This is a genomic window from Janthinobacterium glycogeni, assembly GCF_051380725.1.
Lineage (GTDB): Bacteria > Pseudomonadota > Gammaproteobacteria > Burkholderiales > Burkholderiaceae_D > Janthinobacterium.
Window position 1 is genome coordinate 59,435 of the sequence record NZ_JBNYXP010000009.1, and the last position, 21,137, is coordinate 80,571.

At 68.8% G+C, this 21,137-nt stretch carries 8 protein-coding genes; all 8 read left to right on the forward strand.

All coding sequences use genetic code 11. The features are described 5' to 3' along the window. The first annotated feature begins 2 nt into the window (after positions 1-2). The 8 genes from ACQ4W4_RS20410 (at position 3) to ACQ4W4_RS20445 (ending at position 21,130) form a co-directional block, all read left to right on the forward strand. Entirely contained in the window at positions 3-977 is a 975-nt protein-coding gene (locus ACQ4W4_RS20410; protein WP_436543501.1) for a FecR family protein, read from the forward strand. 165 nt (positions 978-1,142) lie between these two features. After that, positions 1,143-13,739, forward strand: a complete 12,597-nt coding sequence (locus ACQ4W4_RS20415; RefSeq protein ID WP_436543502.1) for a filamentous hemagglutinin family protein — start codon at positions 1,143-1,145, stop codon at positions 13,737-13,739. Continuing rightward, a complete protein-coding gene (locus ACQ4W4_RS20420) occupies positions 13,736-14,461 on the forward strand; it encodes an RNA polymerase sigma factor (protein ID WP_436543503.1) in 726 nt (241 codons plus the stop codon). The genes ACQ4W4_RS20415 and ACQ4W4_RS20420 overlap by 4 nt, the downstream gene beginning before the upstream one ends. A 65-nt stretch (positions 14,462-14,526) precedes the next feature. Beyond that, complete coding sequence (gene paoA, locus ACQ4W4_RS20425; protein WP_436543504.1) at positions 14,527-15,183, forward strand: aldehyde dehydrogenase iron-sulfur subunit PaoA; 657 nt, start codon at positions 14,527-14,529, stop codon at positions 15,181-15,183. Beyond that, positions 15,180-16,139, forward strand: coding sequence for an FAD binding domain-containing protein (locus ACQ4W4_RS20430; protein WP_436543505.1), 960 nt, complete (start codon positions 15,180-15,182; stop codon positions 16,137-16,139). The genes paoA and ACQ4W4_RS20430 overlap by 4 nt, the downstream gene beginning before the upstream one ends. Before the next feature lie 4 nt (positions 16,140-16,143). Next, entirely contained in the window at positions 16,144-18,342 is a 2,199-nt protein-coding gene (gene paoC / locus ACQ4W4_RS20435; RefSeq protein WP_436543506.1) for an aldehyde oxidoreductase molybdenum-binding subunit PaoC, read from the forward strand. A 125-nt stretch (positions 18,343-18,467) separates the two neighbouring features. Continuing rightward, positions 18,468-20,105 carry a response regulator gene (locus tag ACQ4W4_RS20440; RefSeq protein WP_436543507.1) on the forward strand — a complete coding sequence of 546 codons (1,638 nt, stop codon included), beginning with the start codon at positions 18,468-18,470 and terminating at the stop codon, positions 20,103-20,105. Next, positions 20,102-21,130, forward strand: coding sequence for an ABC transporter substrate-binding protein (locus tag ACQ4W4_RS20445; RefSeq protein ID WP_436543639.1), 1,029 nt, complete (start codon positions 20,102-20,104; stop codon positions 21,128-21,130). The genes ACQ4W4_RS20440 and ACQ4W4_RS20445 overlap by 4 nt, the downstream gene beginning before the upstream one ends. Positions 21,131-21,137: the final 7 nt, after the last annotated feature.

Sequence of the window (21,137 nt, forward strand, 5' to 3'; positions counted from 1 at the left end):
CCATGACCGCTTCCGACCGCAATCCACGCGACCTTGTTGAACATGACGACACCGCCATCGGCCGGGAGGCCGCTGCCTGGTGGGCGCGCCTGCGTGCCGACGATTTCACGCAGGCCGATGCCGACGCCTTGCGCGCCTGGTGCGCCCTCAGCCCCGGCCATGCGCGCGCCTGGCGCGAACTCCGGCAAGTGTGGCAGGCGCTCGATCCCGCCTTGACCCGCGCTGCCGCCGCGCCGCAGCGGGAAAACGTGCTGGCGTTTCCGCTGCGCCCGGGGCGGCGCGCCTTTCTCGGCGGCGCGCTGGCGGCCGGCGTGGCCGTGCTGGCCCTGCGCCCGCCGCTGGGCGCCTGGCCGTCGCTGCAGGAACTCAGCGCCGACTACCGCACGGGCACGGGCGAGCAGCGGCAACTGGCCCTGTCGCAGCAGATGACGGTGCAGATGAACACGCAGACGCGCATCAATGTGCGGGCGCCGGAAGCGATCGAACTGCTGGGCGGCGAAGCGGAAATCCTCGCCAGCGGCGCGCGCCAGCCCGTGTCGGTGGTGGCGGGCGCGGGGCGTTTATTGGCGCAGTCGGCCCGCTTCAATGTGCGCCACACGGGCGACGCCGTGTGCGTGACTTGCCTGGCGGGCGCCGTCGAGGTGGTCTGGCAACAGCGGCGCCAGACCCTTGATGCAGGACAGCAACTGGTGTACGACGATGGGGGCGCGCAGGCCGCCACGGTCGCACCAGCGGAGGAGGCCAGCGCGTGGCGCACGGGGGCGTTGTCGTTTGCCGGCAAGCCGCTTGCCGAAGTCGTCGATGAAATCAATCGCTACCGGCCGGGCCGGGTGGTGCTGCGCAATGCCGAGCTGGGGCGCCGCCTCGTGCGCATGCGTTTTTCCATCGGGCAAACCGATGGCGCGCTGGCGATGATACGCGACCTGTACGGCGCGCAAATGACCAGTTTGCCGGGCGGCATCGTGCTGCTCAGTTGATTTCCGCTGATTCCAGGTTTCCCTTTGGCAGGCTTATTTGAAAATATTTGAAAATATTTTTCAAAAAACATTATCCCTTCCGCCGCCCAGCTACGTCATGGAGGCATGGACGCTTGCGCTAACGCCAGGCTCCGTTCCCTTCTCTCTAGCCAGGAAACCATTGCCATGACCAAGCTTCACACTGCCCAGCGCCCAGTCCCAACCGTTGACACGGGCGCGCAGCGTACTTCCACGCTGGGCAGCCGCCTGCGGCTCACGCCGCTTGCTTACGCACTGACCACCATGCTGATGGCGGGCGCCTTCACCACGCCGGCGCGGGCGCAGCAGGCGTTCAGCGGCGGCTGGTTCGCGGCCAAGGGGGCGGCGCAGAATACGGCTGCCACCTCGGGCCGCCTGCCGAATGGCCAGCCGCTGCCGCTGGGCAGCCGGCCCGAGGGCCAGCAACAGCAGGCCAATCAGCAGTTGCAACGCTCGCTCAACAACCTGAACCTGGCCGCGCGCGCCATCGCCGCGCAGCAATCGGCCCAGGCGCAGGCGCGCCAGGCGGCCGCCGGCGGCGCCAGCGCGCCGAATGGCCTGGCCCAAGGCGGCTTGCAGGTCGACACCAACAGCCTGACGGCCGGCTGGCTCAATGCCCAGGCCCCCGTGCAGACGGTGGCGAACGGCAAGACGGCCGTGGTGGTGCAGCAGACGGCGGACAAGGCCATCCTGAACTGGGAAACGTTTAACGTCGGCAAGGACACGACATTGACGTTCCAGCAGCAAAAGGACTGGGCCGTGCTGAACCGCGTGAACGATCCGCAAGCGCGCCCCAGCCAGATCCAGGGCCAGATCAAGGCCGACGGCACGCTGCTGCTGGTCAACCGCAACGGCATCGTGTTTACCGGCACGAGCCAGGTCGACACGCGCAGCCTGGTGGCGGCCGCGGCCCGCATCGGCGATGCGCAATTCCAGAAGAACGGCATCTACAGCCCCGGCACGGCCGGCGCCACGAGCTTCACCGATGCGGGCGGCAAGGTCCAGGTAGAGGCCGGCGCGCGCCTGGCCAGCCATGCGCCCAAGGGCAGCACGGAAGGCGGCGGTTACGTGATGCTGCTGGGTAAGGAAGTGCACCATGCGGGCGAGATCGCCACGCCCAAGGGCCAGGCCCTGCTGGCCGCCGGCGACAGTTTTACCATTAAAAAAGGCGTGGGCACGGATGGCAATCCGCTGTCGACCACGCGCGGCAGCGAAGTCACGCCGCAGTTCGCGGCCGGCAGCACGGCGGGCAAGGTCGTCAACACGGGCCTGATCCAGGCGCGCGAAGGCGACGTCACCCTGACCGGGCGCGACGTGCGCCAGGAAGGCGTGCTGCTCGCCTCCACCACGGCGGCCACGCGCGGCACGATACACCTCAACGCCCTGGGCAGCGACGCGGCCGTCACCGTGGGGCGGGGCGCCACCACGGCCATCCTCGTCGAGGACGACGGCAAGACGACGGCGCTCGACAGCCAGCGCGACGCCATGCGCGGCCCGGCCGTGACGGACACGGAAAACGTCGTCGCCGTCAACGACCGCCGCGACCAGTCGCGCATCGAGATCGGCAGCGCCGGCACGGTGGAATTCATGGGCGACTCGCTGACCCTGGCCACGGGCGGCCAGATCGCCGTCAACGCCGCCAGCCGCAGCCTGCTGCGCGACGGCGCCCAGCTCGACGTCTCCGGCGCCGTGGGCGTGAAGGTGGCCATGGAGGCGAACAATATCGAGATCAATGTGCAGGGCAACGAGCAGCGCGACGCGCCCGTCAATCGCGATGGCAAGGCATTGCTCAACAGCAATATCTGGGTCGACCGCCGCAAGCTGGTGTTCGTACCGAAGGGCACGAACGGCTACGACAGCGACCGCTGGTACACGGCCGGCGGTTTGCTGGAAGTGGCCGGCTACCTGGGCACGCAGGGCCATTCCGTCAGCGAATGGATGGCGCAGGGCGGCACGGTCAGCTTCGGCGGCAAGGATGTCGTCACGCAGGCCGGCTCCGCCATCAACCTGTCGGGCGGCACCCTGGACGTGCAGACGGGCGCGGTGCGCCAGACCTGGCTGAAAGGCTTGGACGGCAAGCTGCACGAGGCGGGCAGCGCGCCCGCCGACCTGGCCTACCTTGGCGTGTACAAGGGTTACGAGGAAGAACACGCGCGCTGGGGCAAGGATGCCAGCGCGTTCTACGCCAATCCATTGATCGCCGCGCAACAGCGCCTGGAAAACGGCTACACGGTGGGCCGCGACGCGGGCAAGCTGGTGGTCGCCACCGGTTCGGCCGTGCTCGAAGGGGGCATCGCGGGCGATGTCTTCCAGGGCGAGCGCCAGACCCAGGCGCCGCAGGCGCTGCTGGACGGCTACCAGCAGTCGCAGTTCGCCGCCGCGCAGCGGGGGCAGCTGATCGTCGGCCAGTACCAGCCGATGTTCGACAAGCGCACTGGCGTGCTGCAGCATGCGCTGTCGGCCGTCATGGACGAGGTGCGCCTGACGCGCGTGCAGGACGGCATCGCCGCCGGCCTCGACGTGGCGGACGTGCTGGCGCCAGAGCGCCAGGGCAAGCTGCTGCTCGACACGGGCTTGCTCAATGACCAACATCTGGGCGCCATCCGCCTCGCCGCGAAAGGATCGATCACGGTCGACAGCGCGCTGCAGGTGGCCGACGGCGGCAATATCACCCTGTTCGGCAAGGACGTTGCCATCAACAGCAGCCTGCGCAGCCGTGGCGGCAGCATCGCGGCCGGCAACGTGCTGAACCAGATCGGCGCGCTGGGCATGGTCGATACTCTCGTCAATCCGGGCGCTCCCCTGGGCAAGCTGGTGTTGGCCGATGGCGTGAGCCTCGATACCAGCGGCCTGCTCAGTAACGTGCTGCGCGATCCGCTGGCCGTCGCCGGCCTGCCCTATATCAACGGCGGCAATGTATCGCTGCGGGCGAATGGCGACGTGCATATCGGCAGCGGCAGCCTGGTCGACGTCAGCTCGGGCGCGGCCATCCTGGCGCAGGCGAAACAGCAGGGCGGCAAGGGCGGCAGCGTGACCCTGGCCAGCTATGGAGCCAAGGCCGACCTGATGCTGGGCGAGGGCGCGCAAGTGCGCGGCCATGGCGTGCAAGGCGGCGGCAAGCTGGAACTGCAGGCCAACAAGATCATGATCGGCAACGTTGAAAAATCCGGCGCGGGCAGCCTGCAGCTGGACGGCGGCTTCTTCGACCAGGGTTTTTCCAGCTACAGCCTGGTCGGCAAGCAGGGCGTGACGGTCGCGGACGGCGCGCAGGTGGAGGTGCGCATGCCCGTGCTACGCGTGGTGGACAATGAGAGCCTGGCCTTGTGGACGCCGGAACAGGTCACGGAAAATGCGCTGAAGGGCACCTTGACGCAGCGCAAGGGCGCCAGCCTGGCCCTGCAAGCGGGCGATATCCAGTCCGGCGCGGCCGACATGGCGAGCGCCGAACTGCTGATAGGCAAGGGCGCGGTAGTCAGCGTCGATGCGGGCCAGTCCATCAAGCTGGCCAGCGTGGGTCAGCTGACGGTGGACGGGCGCCTGAACGCCTGGGGCGGCAAGATCAGCCTGGGCGGCGTGGGCGTCGACCGGACGGTTTCCGAGGCGGTGGAAGCGGCCGGCCATGGCCGCTCCATCTGGATCGGCGAGAACGCCGTGCTCGACGTCGCGTCGCGCGCCGTCAGCGCCACGGATGCGCAGGGCCGGCGCTACGGCAAGGTGGTCGATGGCGGCAGCATCGTCGTCGGCGGCGAGATCGACCATGCGCAGGGCAGCACTTCGGCGGCCAGCCTGTTCGTCGTCGTGCGCGACGGCGCCGTGCTCGACGCTTCCGGCGCGCACGCCGTGCTCGACGTCAATGGCGACGCCATCGACGTGGCCAGCGCGGGCGGCAGCATCGCGCTGGCGTCGAACAATGGCTTGTACCTCGATGGCCAGCTGCGGGCCAGGGCAGGCGGCGCGGGTGCGGCGGGCGGCACCCTGTCCGTGGCCACGGGCACGCCCGAATACCTGAAAGTGCTGGCCACGGACAAGGTGCTGGCAGGGCGCGAGCTGCGGCTGACGCAGCGCCAGGCCGCCAGCGACCTGGCCTCCGCCGTGACGGCACGCGATGCGGCGGCGACGCTGAAGTATGGCCATGGCCGTTTTTCCGTGGAACAGGTGGAGGCGGGCGGTTTCGGCAACCTGGCGCTGCTCGGCGCCGCTTCGTTCGATGGCGACGTGTCGCTGACGATGCGGCAAAGCTTCCAGCTGTACGGTGCGCCGCTGCTGTCGCCCGGCAGCCAGCCCGGCGCGCGCATCGGCATCGCGGCGCCGTACGTGCGCCTGGCCAGCATCAAGCCGGCCGGCCGCGATTTCTATACGACGCCGGGCAGCGCGGGGGAGTCGCCGCTCGCCAGCCAGATCAGCATCACGGGCGACCTGATCGACGTGCGCGGCATGGTGAACATGCTGGCTGACGACGTGCGCCTGAGCAGCCGCGGCGACCTGCGTTTGCTGCTGTCCCCGCTGGGCTGGGATGGCAACCAGGCGACGACGGTGCTGTCCACACCGGGCGACATGACCCTCGTTGCGGCCCAGCTGTATCCGGAATCGGGCGCCGGCGCCGCCGTGCGTGCCGGCCATGGCATCATCGATGGCAAGTTCGGCTATGACCCTGCGCGCAGCCTGACCATCGGCCGCGCAACCGACGCCGTGCCGGCCATGCCGTATTCCGCCTTCGGCTCGCTGGAGCTGGAAGCGGCGCATATCGAGCAGGGCGGCGTGGTGCGCGCGCCGCTGGGGCGCCTGGTGATCGGCGCGGCCCGCTATGACAATGACAAGAGCCTGAGCGTGAATCTGCTGGCCAACAGCATCAGTTCCGTCAGCGGCGCGGGCCTGGTCATGCCGTATGGCGGCACCGTCGATGGCCAGACCTGGAACGTCAGCGGCAAGCCGGTCACCTTGATGGGCGTGGGCGGCATCAATTCGCAGGGCGGCCTGCTCAACGGCGTGCAATTGGGCGGCGTGGCCGTGGACGTGCGGCCGGGCGCGCTGCTCGACCTGTCCGGCGGCGGCGAACTGGCGGGCGCCGGCTTCATCGCGGGCCGCGGCGGCTCCACCGATGCGCGCTACCATCCGCTGGCGCAGGTGGGCGCGAACGGCGGCTTTGTCCTGCCGGGACTGGCCACCAACCCCGTGTACGCCATCGTGCCGGGCGCGCAGGCGCCGCAAGCGCCCGCGGGCGGCGAAAAGGCGGCGTCCGATCCGGCCGTGGGCCGGCAGGTGACGATAGGCAGCGGCGTGCCGGGCCTGGCGGCCGGCACCTACACGCTGATGCCGTCCACCTATGCGTTGTTGCCGGGCGCCTTCCGCGTGGAACTGAACGGCCTGGCGGGCCAGGGCAGCACCGGCACGCTGGCGCAGCAGTTGCGCAACGGTTCCTGGGCCGCGCCCGGCACCCTGTCGATCGCCGGCACGGACATCCGCGCGCCGCTGGCCAGCCAGCTGATACTCACGCCTGCCAAGGTCTTGCGCACGTATTCGCAGTACAACGAAACCGGCTATGCCGCCTTCGCACTGGCCGATGCGCAAACGCGGGGCATTCCGCGCGCGCTGCTGCCGTCCGATGCGAAAACGCTCAAGCTGAGCATGATGCAGGACGGCGGCCTGGACACCTTCCAGTTCAAGGGCACCGGCAAGTTCGGCGCTGCGGAGGGCGGCTATGGCGGCACCGTGATCGTGATGCCGAGCAATAGCGCCAAGGGCGACATTGAAATCCTTGCCGACGGCGCGCCGGCCACCCGCGACGCCGGACTGGTCAGCGTGCGCGCTTCCAGCCTGAACAGTATCGGTGCGGCCCGTATCCTGGTGGGCAATGCGCCGTCGGTGGAGTATGGCCAGGCCGGCAACTACGTGAGTTTCGGCGCCAATTCGGCGCGCTCCATCTACCTGCGCGCGGGGGCCGTGCTGTCGGCGCCCGAGGTGTTCCTCGTCGCCCAGGACCCCAGCAGTTATCTGCTGGGTGACGGCTTGATCGATATCGCGGCCGGCGCCGGCATCAGCACCCTGGGCAAGGGCAAGGCGGCTTACGATGCCAACGACGGCTTCATCTACAAGAAGGGCCGCGCGGACGTGCACATGCTGGCCGCGTCGAACGGCTTGCTCAATGTGGCGCCCGTCAGTGGCACGGCGCGCGGCGGCATCCGCATCGGCACGGCCAGCCTGTACTCGGAAGGCACCTTGCTGCTGTCGACCAATGGCAGCTTCGCGCTGGACGACTCCGCCCGCTACGGCACGCGCAACCTGAGCCTGGCCGTGGGCGCCATCAACATGGGCAGCAGCGAAGCGCTGGCGGCGGCCCAGGCCAACGGCACGCGCGCCAACGGCCTGGCCATGAACCAGGGCGTGCTGGACCGCCTGCTGCGCGGCGACACCAGCGCGGGCGCGCCGGCCCTGCAGGCGCTGGTGCTGAGCGCGGCGGACGGCGTCAATTTCTATGGCGACGTGGTGCTCGACACCTACGACAAGACGACGGGGAAATCCACCCTGGAGCGCCTGGTGCTGACCACGCCCGCCATGTATGGCCAGGGCGATGCGGGCACGATGGCCACCATCCGCACGGCCAATCTGGTCTGGGGCGGCGCCCTTTCGCCGGCCGGCAATGTGATTGCGCACGGCGCCGGCACGGGCAGCGGCACTCTGAACCTGGAAGCGGAACGCATCGATTTCGGCTTCGGCCCGTTCACGCAGCCGGCCAGCGTCGCCTCGTTCGACCGCCTGGCGCTCGGTTTTGGCACGGTCAACCTGAAAGCGTCGGGACAAGTCACGGCCAACCACAAGGGCAGCCTGTCCGTCTACCAGTCGCAGGGCGCGTATGAGACGGGCAAGGGCTACCAGTACAGCGGCGGCAATTTGAACATCAATACGCCGCTGCTGACGGGCGACGCCGGTTCGGCGCACAGCTATACGGCGGGCGGCGCGCTGAAGGTGGCGGCGCCGGCCGGCGCGGCGCCAGCGGCACCCGTCAAAAATGGCGCCGCGCTGGGCGCCCAGCTGGCCTTGAACGGCGACAGCGTGAGCGTGGCGACGGCCGTGGTGTTGCCTAGCGGCAAGCTTACCGTCAACGCCCTGCACGACATCACCGTGGCTGACGGCGCGCGCATCGACATGGCGGGCCGCAAGACCACCTTCTTTGACGTGGACAAGTACAGCTGGGGCGGCGACGTGACCCTGGACAGCCGTGCCGGCGATATCCGCCAGGGGGCGGGCAGCGTGATCGACCTGTCGGCCGAGCACAACCGCGCTGGCAGCCTGAAGGCCGTGGCGCTCGACGGCGCGGCCGGCATGGTCGATTTGCAGGGCAAGATACTGGGCGGCGCCAGCGGCAGCTATGACGCGGGCGGCACCATGGTGCCGTACAAGCAGGGCGGCGTGGACGTGCGTGCGCAGACGCTGGGCGCCGGCGGCACCCTGGACAGCCAGTTCGCGTCGCTGAACCAGCGCCTGAATGAAGGCGCGGTGACGGGCGCGCGCAGCTTCCAGCTGAAACAGGGCGACTTGACGATCGGCAACGAGCTGAAGGCGGGCGAAGTGCAGGTGGCCGTCGACAACGGCCGCCTCACCGTCGCCGGCACGATCGACGCCAGCGGCGAGCGCGTGGGCAGCATCCGCCTGGCCGGCCAGCACGGCGTCACCCTGGCCGGCAACGCCGTGCTCGACGCGCATGGCACGGTCTTGCGCGTCGACAGCTATGGCAAGATCATCGACAGCCCGAACCGGGCCATGGTGGAACTGAATGCGGGCGAGGGCACATTGGATCTGGCCGGTGGTGCGCAGATCGACGTGCGCCACGGCACGGCGGCCGTGGTTGGCAAGGGCAAGGGCGAACACGACGGCGCCGCGCGCGGCACGGTGGAGCTGAGCGCGCCGCGCCTGGGCAGCGGCGGCGCGCGCACGGACCTTGACGCGGCCACCTTCGGCGACATCGACGTCCGTGCGGGCGGCGGATTCACCGTGCGCGGCGCGAAATCCATCGCCGTCAACGCCATGCAGCGCTACGACGACGCGGCCTACGCCACGGACCTGTCGGCCAGCGGCCGCCCTTACCAAGTGATCAACCAGGCTTATCTCGACGGCAAGCATGCGGACAGCACGACCTTCATCGATGCGGTGCTGGCCAACACGAACTTGCGCAGCGGCAAGCTGGCGGGCCTGGCCACGGCCGCCTATGCCGACGCGCTGCATCTGCGCCCCGGCGTCGATATCGTCAGCAAGACGCCCGATGGCGACCTGGTGGTGCGGGGCGACCTGGATCTCTCAAACATGCGCTACGCCAGCCTGAACCCGCGCTTTCAAGTAAGCAATCTGCGCGGTTCGGGCGAGGTGGGCAGCCTGCTGCTGCGCGCCGGCGGGGATTTGAGCATCTATGGCAGCATCAATGACGGCTTCGCGCCGCCGCCCGCCACCCAGGACGACAGCGGCTGGAAACTGCTGCCGGGACGCGACATCAACGGCAGCGACGTCATCGTGCCGGGCAAGGGCGTGACCCTGGCCGACGGCACGCTGTTCCCGGGAGGCATCGCGCTCAATTACGACTTGCCCGTCAAGGGCTTCGATCTGCTGGCTGACACGCGCCTGCCCGCGGCCGTGACCCTGGACCAGGCGATCACCGTGCCGGCAGGCACGGTGCTGGCGGCCGCCGTGCGCGACGGCGCCGGCAATATCGTCCACGCGGCGGGTACCCTGCTGGCCACGGCGCAGACCTTGACAGCCGGCATGCGCCTCGATGCGGGCAGCGTGCTCAGGCAAACGGTGAAAGTGGGCGCCATGACTTGGCCCAAGGGCGTGCCTCTGCCTGGCGTGGCCGGCGAACGCTCGGTGTTCGCCCTCAATGGCAACCTGGCGCTGGCCGTGGGTGCGCTGATACCGTCGGGCACCGACGTCAAGCTGTTGCCCAATGTGGATTCAATCGCGCTGCGTCCGGAAGTGGCGGGCAGCCAGGGCAAGCTGTGGGCTATCGCGCCCATGCTGGCCGAGGGTTCGCAAGCGTGGGGCATGCGCCTGGTGGCCGGCGCCGACCTGGAGGCGGCCGACACGCGCAGCGTGCAGGCGCATCCCGCGCACGGTACCTTGCGCCTGGCCGACAGCCACTACGGCATGTATGGCGTGCTGGTGCCGCCGAAGGGCGTGCAGTACTGGACCAAGGAAGCGCAGGAACTGGGCGAGCGCGAGGGCATCCCCGGCATCGTGGCGGGCGAACCCATCACCGAGGAATTCACCAGCCAGTTCGGCCAGACTGTCGAGGTATTCTGCGCCAACGACCCGACGCTATGCCTGCTGAAAGTGGCCTACGTGTGGACCAAGGCAGGCGCGGAAGAATTCGCCGACCCGAGCGTGAAGGCGGGCGACGTGGTCGACCTGGCCGGGCTGGGCTGGCCCACCATGTGCGAGGAAAATCCCACCTGGTGCGGCACGTCGAACCCCACGTTCGACTACAAGGCAAGCAGCCTGCGCTACAGCGTGCTGCGCACGGGCACGGGCGACCTGGACCTCGTCAGCGGCGGCAGCCTGCGCATGGACAGTCTGTATGGCGTGTACACGGCCGGTATGTCGTCCGCGCCGACGGCGGCCGGCGACCCGTACAACCTGCCGCGTGCGCGCAATGCGGACGGCAAGGTGCTGGGCAACCCCGACGGCGCCCATGAACGCCTGGTCGACGGCGGCGCCGACAGCATCTACCGCGCCTGGTATCCTGAGCAGGGCGGCAATCTGTTGCTGCAGGTGGCGGGCGACTTGAGCGGCTCGCTGGTCGACGCGGCCAGCGCAAGCAACCTGCGTCCGGTCAGCAAGGATGGCATGGCCGATTCCGTGGCAGTAGGCAACTGGCTGTGGCGCCAGGGCAGCGGCGGCGTGGCCACGGGAGGACAGCCTCAGCCGGTGGCGTGGTGGATCAATTTCGGCAGCTACGTGGGCCGCCCCACCCTGGCCGACACGGTGCTGGGCTTTACGGGTTTCGGTACCCTGGGCGGCGGCAATGTGCGCGCCGAGGTGGCGGGCGACGCCGGCGTGCTGGCGCCGCTGACCGGCAGCACCTATAACGCCAACATCAATCCCCGTTCGCAGGGCTTGCTGCTGGCCGTGGGCGGCACGGGCCGCATGCAGGCCGACGGCAGCCTGCTGCAGACGGGCGGCGGCGACCTGGACTTGCGCGTGGGCGGCGGCCTCAACCCCGGCGGCGGCTCCGCTGGCCGCCACTTGAATGGCGCGTTGGTCGATTTGCGTGGCCATGCGGAAGCGTCGGCCACGCAACTGGGCAGCGTGGCGCTGCAGTACGGCACCTGGGGGGTCGATCACGTGCCGCTGGAATCGCGTGCCTACGATGCCTTCCGCGCCACGCGCGCCGCGCCCCGGGGCGCCATGACCCTGGTACCTGGCGACGCCACGTTCAGCGTGGCAACCCTGGGCGACCAGGTGCTGCAGGATGTGGCCGACCCAGGCCGCGTGACCCCGTTCAATGCCACGCCGTTCACCGGCGCGGCGGGCGAGCAGGGGTATGGCTACAGCTGGTTCAGCCTGTGGACGCCGCACACGGCGCTCGATCTGTACTCCGCCGGTGGCAACATGATCCCGCTGACTGCGGCGATCGACACGGCCACCGACCTTGCCGTCGTCTATCCGTCCATCGTGCGGGCCGCGGCCGCGAATGGCAGTTTGTATTATGGCAAGGCGATCGGCAGTCCGAATGCCGTCCGCGACTATGACCACCCACTGCTGCTGGCGCCGTCGCCCAACGCCCAGCTGCAATGGCTGGCCAGCGACTCCATTTATGCGGGCGGTTTTTCCGTCAGCCAGTCCGGCGCCTCTGCCGACAGCATGGCGACGCCGTTCAAGCCGGGTTTCACGGGCTGGGATGTCAGTCCTTACGTGACCGATCCCCTGGCCGCGAATGTCTCGAGCACGGGGGCGCCGGCGACGCAATCGAACTTCCCGCTGTTCGCCTTCGGTCCCGACTCCTCGGCCGGTCCCGCCAACAGCGGCACGCAGACGGCCCGCATCTATGCCGTCACGGGTGACCTGGTGGGCGTGAACAGCGGCCGCATCCTCGAATTTTCCAATGCCAAGCGTGCAGGCATTACCTGGTACGAGGGCGCCCAGCCCGTGTGGATGAAGGCGGGCCGCGATATCGTCGGCAGCGGCACGGCGCAGCTGGAAGCCATTAACGGCACTGCCAGCGGCAGAGACATAAGCTTCCGCAATATCAACAACCTGGTCGTGCATAACAATGTGTATGACGTATCGGTGGTGTCGGCCGGGCGCGACATCCTGAACAGCTCCTTCAACGTGGCCGGTCCCGGCACGCTCGACATTAGCGCCGGGCGCAACATATTGATGCAGGACAAGGGCAGCGTCGTCAGCCTCGGTCCCGTGGTGGCGGGCGACAAGCGTCCGGGCGCCGGCATCGCCATGCAGGCGGGCGTGGGCGCGGCCGGACTCGATTACCTGCGCTTCGTCAAGCCCTACCTGGACCCGGCGAACGTGGCGCAGAAGGGCGTGCCGCTGGCCGACCAGGCGGGCAAGGTCGTGAAAGCGTACGGCAGCGAACTGGCGGCGTGGCTGGGCGAACGCTACGGTTTCAAGGGCACGGCCGCCGAGGTTCTGGCCTTTTACCTGGCCTTGCCCGAGCCGCAGCAGCGCGTGTTCGCCCGCAATGTGTATTTCGCGGAACTGAAGGCGGGCGGGCGCGAATACAACGATGCGGAAAGCTCGCGTTATGGCAGCTTCTTGCGCAGCCGCAACGCCATCGCGGCCCTGGCGCCGGTCACGGACGCCAACGGCAAGGCGCTTGCCTATGCGGGCGACATCGTCATGTATCGCGGCCTGTACGCGGTGCGCAATGAGAACGAGCAGCGCTGGGATTACTACCCTCGCAGCGGCTACGTGCACACGAACTTCGGCGGCGACATCCAGCTGCTGACGCCGGGCGGCAAACAGGTGTTCGGCATCGAAGGCGAGGCGCCGCCGTCGACTTCGGGCGTCATCACCAAGGGCGGCGGGAATATCAACCTGTTCTCGCACGGCAGCATCCTGCTGGGCCAGAGCCGCGTCATGACGACGTTTGGCGGCGATATCCTCGGCTGGTCGTCGCAAGGCGACATCAACGCGGGCCGTGGTTCGAAGTCGACCATCGTCTACACGCCGCCCAAGCGCGTGTATGACAACTGGGGCAACGTGACCCTCTCGTCCGACGTGCCGAGCACGGGCGCCGGCATCGCCACCCTGGCGCCGATCGCCGAAGTGCCGGCCGGCGACGTGGACTTGCTGGCCCCGCTGGGCACCATCGACGCGGGCGAGGCGGGCATTCGCGTCTCGGGCAACGTCAACCTGGCCGCGCTGACGGTGATGAACGCGGCGAACATCCAGGTCAAGGGCGAAGCGAAGGGCATGCCGACGGTGGCGTCCGTCAATGTGGCTGCCATGACGAACGCCAGCGCGGCCGCCACGCAGGCGACGGCTGCCGCGCAAGACGTCGTGCAGCGCGAGCGCGCCGCCACCCGCGCCGCGCAGCCATCCGTATTCACGGTGCGCGTGCTGGGCTTTGGCAACGACGCGCCGCCCGACAGCGCGCAAGCTTCTCCGCAGGATGGCGCGCGCATCGAGGCGGCCGACTACAACCCGCGCAGCGCCGTGCGCGTGCTGGGACTGGGGACGTTGCCGGAATCGGCCACGCGCCAGTTGACGGCGCAAGAGCGCAGCAGGTTGTCGCCATGATGGCCGGCATGGCTGGCACCTTGCCCTTGCGCATGGCAGGTGCCATGCGGCAGGCAGGCATGGTCTGGTACCGGCCCGCCATCCGGCCCCGCATGCAGGCGGCCAACGATATGGCGCCCGTGCCAGCACCGGCGCCAGGGCAGGGCCCCCGGCTGCAGGCGGTGTTGGAAAGCAATTACGCAGCCCTGCACCGGCGCCTGACGCGCCACCTGGGCTGCGCCGAGCTGGCCAGCGACAGCCTGCACGACGCCTGGCTGCGCCTGGGCGTGCTGACAGCCGGGGACGGCGCGGCGCTGGCGCACAGCCCCGTCGCCTATGTGTTTCGCGTAGCATGCAACGCGGCCATGGATAGCCTGCGCCGCAACCGCGCCTGGCTGTATGCGGACGAGGAGGATGGCGTCGCCAGCCTCGTCGATTTCCTCGCCGATACGGCGGCGGGACCGGAGCGCCTGGCCGAGCTGCATGCCGATGTGCGCCGGCTGGCGCAGGCCGTCGACTTGCTGCCGCGGCGCCATCGGCAAGTGCTCGAAGCGCTGCGCGTGGACGAGCTGACCCGCCAGGAAGTGGCTGCGCGGCACGACATGTCGCTGCGCAACGTCGATACGGCCTTGCGCCAGGCGCTCGACCATTGTGCCCGCCACACGGGCTACGCGGCGCAGGGCGGAGTCGGCACGACCCGGCGCAGCCTGAGGCTGAACGTTCGTTCGCGTACAGACTCTTAGGCATCCGGGCGTCAGACTGCTGCTTCGGGCCTGCATGCGCCCACCCAGCCAGGAGGAAGCGCGAGATGACAGACTGTAATCATATCAACGCCGGCAGGCGCGGCGTGCTGATCGCCGGCGCGCTGTCGGCCACGGCGGTGGCCGTGCCCGGCGTGACCGGGGCAGCCGAAGCGGCCCATGCCGCGGCCCAATCCGGACAGGCGCCGCCCGTCCTGATGAAAGTCGGCCTGAACGTCAACGGCCAGCGCCACAGCCTGGAACTCGACACGCGCACCACCTTGCTCGACGCCTTGCGCGAACACCTGCATCTGACGGGCACCAAGAAGGGCTGCGACCACGGCCAGTGCGGCGCCTGCACCGTCATGCTCGACGGCCAGCGCATCAATGCCTGTCTGACCCTGGCCGTGATGCATGACGGCGCCAAGGTCACCACCATCGAGGGGCTGGGCACGCCGGAGAAACTGCATCCGATGCAGGCCGCCTTCATCGCGCATGACGGTTACCAATGCGGCTACTGTACCCCGGGGCAGATCTGCTCGGCCGTCGCCGCGCTGGGCGAACTGCGCCAGGGCATCCCCAGCCACGTCAGCGCGGACTTGAATGCGGCCCCCTCGGTGACGCCCGAAGAATTGCGCGAGCGCATGAGCGGCAACCTCTGCCGCTGCGGCGCGTATTCCAACATCATCGAGGCGATTGCCGAAGTGGCGGGGAGGCCGGCATGAGAGTGTTTACTTACCAGAAGGCCGCCACGCCGGCCGAGGCGGCGGCCGCCGCCTTGAATACGCCGGGCGCCCGCTTCATCGCCGGGGGCACGAATCTGCTCGACCTGATGAAACTGGAAATCGAAACGCCCGCGCATTTGATCGACGTCAATGGCCTCGCGCTCGATACAGTGGAAACAACGAAGGACGGCGGCTTGCGCATCGGCGCCCTCGTGCGCAACACGGCCCTGGCCGCGCACGCCACGGTGCGGCGCGACTATGCGGTGCTGTCGCGCGCCTTGCTGGCCGGCGCCTCGGCGCAATTGCGCAACAAGGCGACGACGGCCGGCAACCTGCTGCAGCGCACGCGCTGCCCGTATTTCTATGACACGAACCAGGCTTGCAACAAGCGCATGCCGGGCAGCGGCTGCTCGGCCATCGGCGGCTTCAGCCGGCCGCTGGCCGTCCTGGGCGGCAGCGAGGCTTGCATCGCCACGCATCCGAGCGACATGGCCGTGGCCATGCGCGTGCTCGACGCCGCCATCGACACGGTGCGGGCCGACGGCAGCACGCGCAGCATCCCCATCGCCGACTTTTACCGCTTGCCGGGCAGTACGCCGCAGCTGGAAACGGTACTGCAGCCGGGCGAATTGATCACCAGCGTGACCTTGCCCCGGCCTATCGGCGGCACGCACGTCTACCGCAAGGTGCGCGACCGCGCCTCGTATGCGTTCGCGCTGGTGTCCGTGGCGGCCATCATCTTGCCCGATGGCACTGGCAGGCTGGCCCTGGGCGGCGTCGCGCCGCAGCCGTGGCGGCTTGCCGCCGCCGAGCAGGCCATGCCCGCTGGCGCGGCCGCCGTGAGCGAACGCCTGCTGGCCGGCGCCAGGCCGACGGCCGATAACGGTTTCAAGCTGATCCTGGCGCAGCGCACGATCGCCTCGGTGTTGGCTGACGCACAAGCGAAGAAAGGCTAGGGCCATGAAATTCACGACACCTGCGACCACCAACCCCATCGACCAGCTGAAAGTCGTCGGCCGCCCCACGGACCGCATCGACGGCCCCCAGAAAACCACGGGCACGGCGCCATACGCGTACGAACAGAACAAGGCCGCGCCGCACGCGGCCTACGGCCACGTCGTCGGCGCGGCGATTGCCAAGGGGCGCATCGCCTCGCTTGACACCAGCGCCGCGCGCCGCGCGCCCGGGGTGCTGGCCGTGGTGACGGCGGCATCGGCTGGCAAGCTGGGCAAAGGCAAGATGAACACGGCGAAGCTGCTGGGCGGGCCGGACATCGAGCATTACCATCAGGCCATCGCGCTGGTGGTGGCGGAAACCTTCGAGCAAGCGCGCTCGGCCGCGCAGTTGCTCGACGTTAAGTACGTCGAGCAGCCGGGCGCCTTCGACCTGGCCAAGGCCAAGGGCAGCGCTGCCAAGCCTAAGGATGGCAAGCCCGACAGCAAGACGGGCAACTTCGCCGGCGCCTATGCGGCTGCCCCCGTGCGCCTGGACGCGACCTACACGACGCCCGACCAGTCGCACGCCATGATGGAGCCGCACGCCTCGATCGCCGCCTGGGAGGGGGATAAATTGACGGTGTGGACGGCGAACCAGATGGTGGACTGGGGCCGCGGCGACCTGGCCCGCACCCTGGGGCTGTCGAAAGACAAGGTACGCATCGTCTCGCCGTATATTGGCGGCGGTTTCGGCGGCAAGCTGTTCGTGCGCGCGGAAGCCTTGCTGGCGGCCCTGGGCGCGCGTGCGGCGCAGCGCCCCGTCAAGGTCGCCCTGACGCGCCCTTTGATGTTCAACAACACGACGCACCGGCCCGCCACCATCCAGCGTCTGCGCCTCGGCGCCACGCGCGACGGCAAGATCACGGCCATCGGCCATGAATCGTGGTCGGGCGACCTGAAGGGCGGTCAGCCGGAAACGGCCGTGATGCAGACGCGCCTGCTGTACGCGGGCGCCAACCGCATGACGGCCATGCGCCTGGCCGTGCTCGACTTGCCAGAAGGCAACGCCATGCGCGCGCCGGGCGAGGCGCCGGGGCTGATGGCGCTGGAAATCGCGATGGACGAGCTGGCGGAAAAATTGAAAATGGATCCCATCGTCCTGCGCATCCTGAACGACACCAAGGTGGACCCGGAAAAACCGGGCAGACCGTTTTCCCAGCGCCGCCTGATCGACTGCCTGCGCACGGGCGCCGTGGAATTCGGCTGGAAGGAGAGAGCAGCCCGGCCGGGCATGCGGCGCGACGGCCGCTGGCTCGTCGGCATGGGCGTGGCGGCCGCTTTCCGCAACAACCTCGTCATGCAGTCCGCCGCCAGGGTGCGCCTCGACGGCAACGGCATCGTGACCGTGGAAACGGACATGACGGATATCGGCACGGGCAGCTATACGATCATCGCGCAGACGGCGGCGGAAATGCTGGGCGTGACCTTGAACCGGGTCGTCGTGCGCCTGGGCGATTCGGATTTTCCCGTTTCGGCCGGTTCGGGCGGGCAGTGGGGCGGCAACAGTTCGACGGCCGGCGTGTACGCGGCCTGCGTGCGCCTGCGCCAGGCCATCGCCGGCAAACTGGGCTTCGACGAGAATGAGGCGCGCTTTTCTGATGGACAAGTCAGCCAGGGCGAGCGCAGCGTCCCGCTCGCCACCGCCGCCTTGCACGGCGACGTCGTCGCGGAAGACCATATGGAATACGGCGAGCTCGATAAAAAATTTCAGCAATCGACGTTCGGCGCGCATTTCGTCGAAGTGGGCGTGGACAGCGACACGGGCGAAGTGCGCGTGCGCCGCATGCTGGCCGTGTGCGCGGCCGGCCGCATCCTGAACCCGAAAGCGGCGCGCAGCCAGGTGATCGGCGCCATGACCATGGGCGTGGGCGCGGCCCTGATGGAGGAACTGGTGGTCGACCGGCGCCGGGGCTTCTTCGTCAACCACGACCTGGCCGGCTATGAAGTGCCCGTGCACGCCGACATCCCGCACCAGGACGTCATTTTTCTCGACGAAACGGACCCCATGTCCTCGCCCATGAAGGCCAAGGGCGTGGGCGAGCTGGGCATCTGCGGCGTGGCGGCGGCCGTCGCCAACGCCGTCTACAACGCGACGGGCGTGCGTGCGCGCAACTATCCGCTGACCCTCGACAAGCTGCTGCGCGGGCTGCCCGTCATGCACTGACATCTGCCCGGCGCCGGCGCGCGCGTGACAAAGCGTGTATTTTTGGTAATTTTCAGATGCTATGCTCGGAACGCATGCTGCGGGGAAATTTCCCTATCCGCAAGGCCATGCTGCCAGGAGAATGCATGAACAGATCAACAATGCCGCCGCGGATACTGATCGTCGATGACGAGCTGGCGCACGTGCGCGCGCTGTGCGACACCTTGCGCGGCCAGGCCTACGACACCACGGGGCTCGCCTCGGGCGAGGCGGCGCTGGCCCTGCTGGCCATCGAATCGTTCGACCTGCTGCTGGTCGACCTGATGATGCCGGGCATGAACGGCATCGCCGTGGTGGAAGCGGCGCGGCTGATCGATCCGGACCTGGCCTGCATCATCATGACGGGCGAAGGCACGATCGCCTCGGCCGTGCAAGCGATGAAGGCGGGCGCGCTCGATTACGTCGTCAAGCCGTTCAAGGTGTCGGGCATTCTGCTGATACTGGCGCGGGCGCTGGAGACGCGCCAGCTGCGCATCGCCAATGCGCGCCTGGAACTGCTGCTGCGCCAGCACACGGCCGAACTCGACGCCATGAACCGGGATTTGCGGCTGGCCCGTGAAGTGGCCGAGCGGGCGAGCGAGGAAAAGACCAATTTCCTGGCCAGCATGAGCCACGAGCTGCGCACGCCGCTCAACGCCATCCTGGGCTTTTCGCAGATGCTCACGTCCGATTCCATCCCCTCGACGGCGCAGGAAAAGAAAACCTTCGCCTCGCACATCTTCGGCGCCGGCCGCCATTTACTGACGCTGATCAACGATATCCTCGACATCGCCAAAATCGAGTCGGGCAATATGGCGCTGTCGATGGAGTCCGTGGGCCTGGCCGACATCTACCACGAATGCTGGCAAATGATGGAACCGCTGGCGCGCAAGCGCGGCATCACCCTGACGTTCGTCGAAGCGGGCAGCGTGCACGTGCTGGCCGACCGCACGCGCCTCAAGCAGGTGCTGCTCAACCTGCTGTCGAACGCCGTCAAGTACAACCGCGATCAGGGCGAGATCCACGTCGATTGCCAGCCCGTCGATACACGGCGGCTGCGCCTGTCCGTGCGCGACACGGGCGGCGGGCTGAGCGCCGCGCAGCTGGAGGTGCTGTTCCAGCCCTTCAACCGCCTCGGTCGCGACGGGCGCGACGAGGAAGGCACGGGCCTGGGGCTGGTGGTCAGCAAGCGCCTGGCCGAAGCCATGCAGGCGACCATAGGCGTGGCCAGCACGCCCGGGCGCGGCAGCACCTTCTGGCTCGATATCGACAGTTGCCCCGCGCGCTACCCGCTGCAGGAAAGTCCGCGCCTGTCCGCCATTGCCCGGCCCGCTGAAGCGATGCCCCTGCCGGAGCGCAAGACGCTGCTGTATGTGGAAGAAAATCCCCTGAACGTGACCCTGATGGCGGGCCTGATCCATTTCCGCCCCGATCTCGTCCTGCTGTCGGCCGGCGACGGGCAGACGGGCCTGGACATGGCGCGCCGCCACCTGCCGCAGCTGATACTGATGGATAGCGACCTGCCCGACATCAGCGGCACGCAAGTCATGCAGCTGCTGCGCGCCGACGCCCGCACCGCGCACATCCCCGTCATCGCGCTGACGGCCGTGGCCGGACCCGGCGATATCCGCCAGGGGCTGGCGGCGGGCTTTTACCGCTATCTGACCAAGCCGATCGACTTGGTGGCGTTTTCCGAGGCCGTCAACAGCGCGCTGGAGTCGGCCACGGCGCCGTGCAGCGCATGAACGGCGCGGCGCCGGCGCGGCGGGCGGTCTGGCTGGCGGCCGCACTGCCGCTGGTGGCGCTGGCCGCCGTGGCCCTCTGGCGGCTCAATGCCCGTCCCGCGCCGCCGCCCGGCCCCGTGGAAGTGCTGCGCCTGGCCGTGAATGCGGAGTACGTGGGCAGCTGCCCCGTGCTGGCCGCGCGCGGGCAGGGCTATTTCGGGCGCGAAGGCATCGACGCGCTGCTGCAGCCGTATTCGTCGGGCAAGGCCTCGATGGAAGCCGTGCTGCAGGGCAAGGCCGACCTGGGCACCGTGTCCGACATCCCCGTGGTGCTGGCCAGCCTGCAGAACCAGTCCGTCGTCATCATCGCCAGCATCTTCGAGGCCGAGCGCGACCACGGCATCGTGGGGCGCCTGGACCGCGGCGTGTCCTCGCCCGCCAGCCTGAAGGGCAAGCGCATCGGCGTCACGTTGGGCACTTCCGGCCAGTTCACGCTCGAGGCCTTTTTGAACCGCCAGAAGCTGCTGCCCGCCGAAGTCACCTTGCGCAACTATGCGCCGGACCAGCTGGCCGGGGCGCTGGCGCGCGGCGAGGTCGATGCCGCGGCCGGCTGGGAACCGTTCCTGACGGACATGACGCATGCCATCGCGGGCAAGGCGGCCATCTTCTATGGCGAAGATGTGTATGCGGGCCTGTTCAACGTGGCCGGCGCGGGCGACTACGTGCGTGCGCATCCGGCGACGATGCGCAAGGTGCTGCGCGCACTGATCGCCGGCGCGCGCTTTTGCCGGGACGAGCCCGCTGCCGCGCGCGCGCTGTTTGCCAGGGCGTCGGCCAGCGAGGCGCAGCGCCTGCAGGCGGCCTGGCACGGTTATCAGTTCGGCGTCGTGCTCGACCAGCGCTTGCTGCTGGCGCTGGAAGACGAGGCGCGCTGGGCCATCAAGAACCGTCTGGCCGGGAACGGCGAGATGCCGAACTTCCTCGACGCCGTCTACCTGGACGGCCTGGAAGCCGTGGCGCCATCGGCCGTGACGGTCATTCATTGAGAAGGCG

Excerpts from the sequence above, each read along its gene's own strand:
- ACQ4W4_RS20410 (WP_436543501.1), top strand. The coding sequence starts at position 3 with ATGACCGCTTCCGACCGCAATCCACGCGACCTTGTTGAACATGACGAC.
- ACQ4W4_RS20415 (WP_436543502.1), top strand. The coding sequence starts at position 1,143 with ATGACCAAGCTTCACACTGCCCAGCGCCCAGTCCCAACCGTTGACACG.
- ACQ4W4_RS20420 (WP_436543503.1), top strand. The coding sequence starts at position 13,736 with ATGATGGCCGGCATGGCTGGCACCTTGCCCTTGCGCATGGCAGGTGCC.
- paoA (WP_436543504.1), top strand. The coding sequence starts at position 14,527 with ATGACAGACTGTAATCATATCAACGCCGGCAGGCGCGGCGTGCTGATC.
- ACQ4W4_RS20430 (WP_436543505.1), top strand. The coding sequence starts at position 15,180 with ATGAGAGTGTTTACTTACCAGAAGGCCGCCACGCCGGCCGAGGCGGCG.
- paoC (WP_436543506.1), top strand. The coding sequence starts at position 16,144 with ATGAAATTCACGACACCTGCGACCACCAACCCCATCGACCAGCTGAAA.
- ACQ4W4_RS20440 (WP_436543507.1), top strand. The coding sequence starts at position 18,468 with ATGAACAGATCAACAATGCCGCCGCGGATACTGATCGTCGATGACGAG.
- ACQ4W4_RS20445 (WP_436543639.1), top strand. The coding sequence starts at position 20,102 with ATGAACGGCGCGGCGCCGGCGCGGCGGGCGGTCTGGCTGGCGGCCGCA.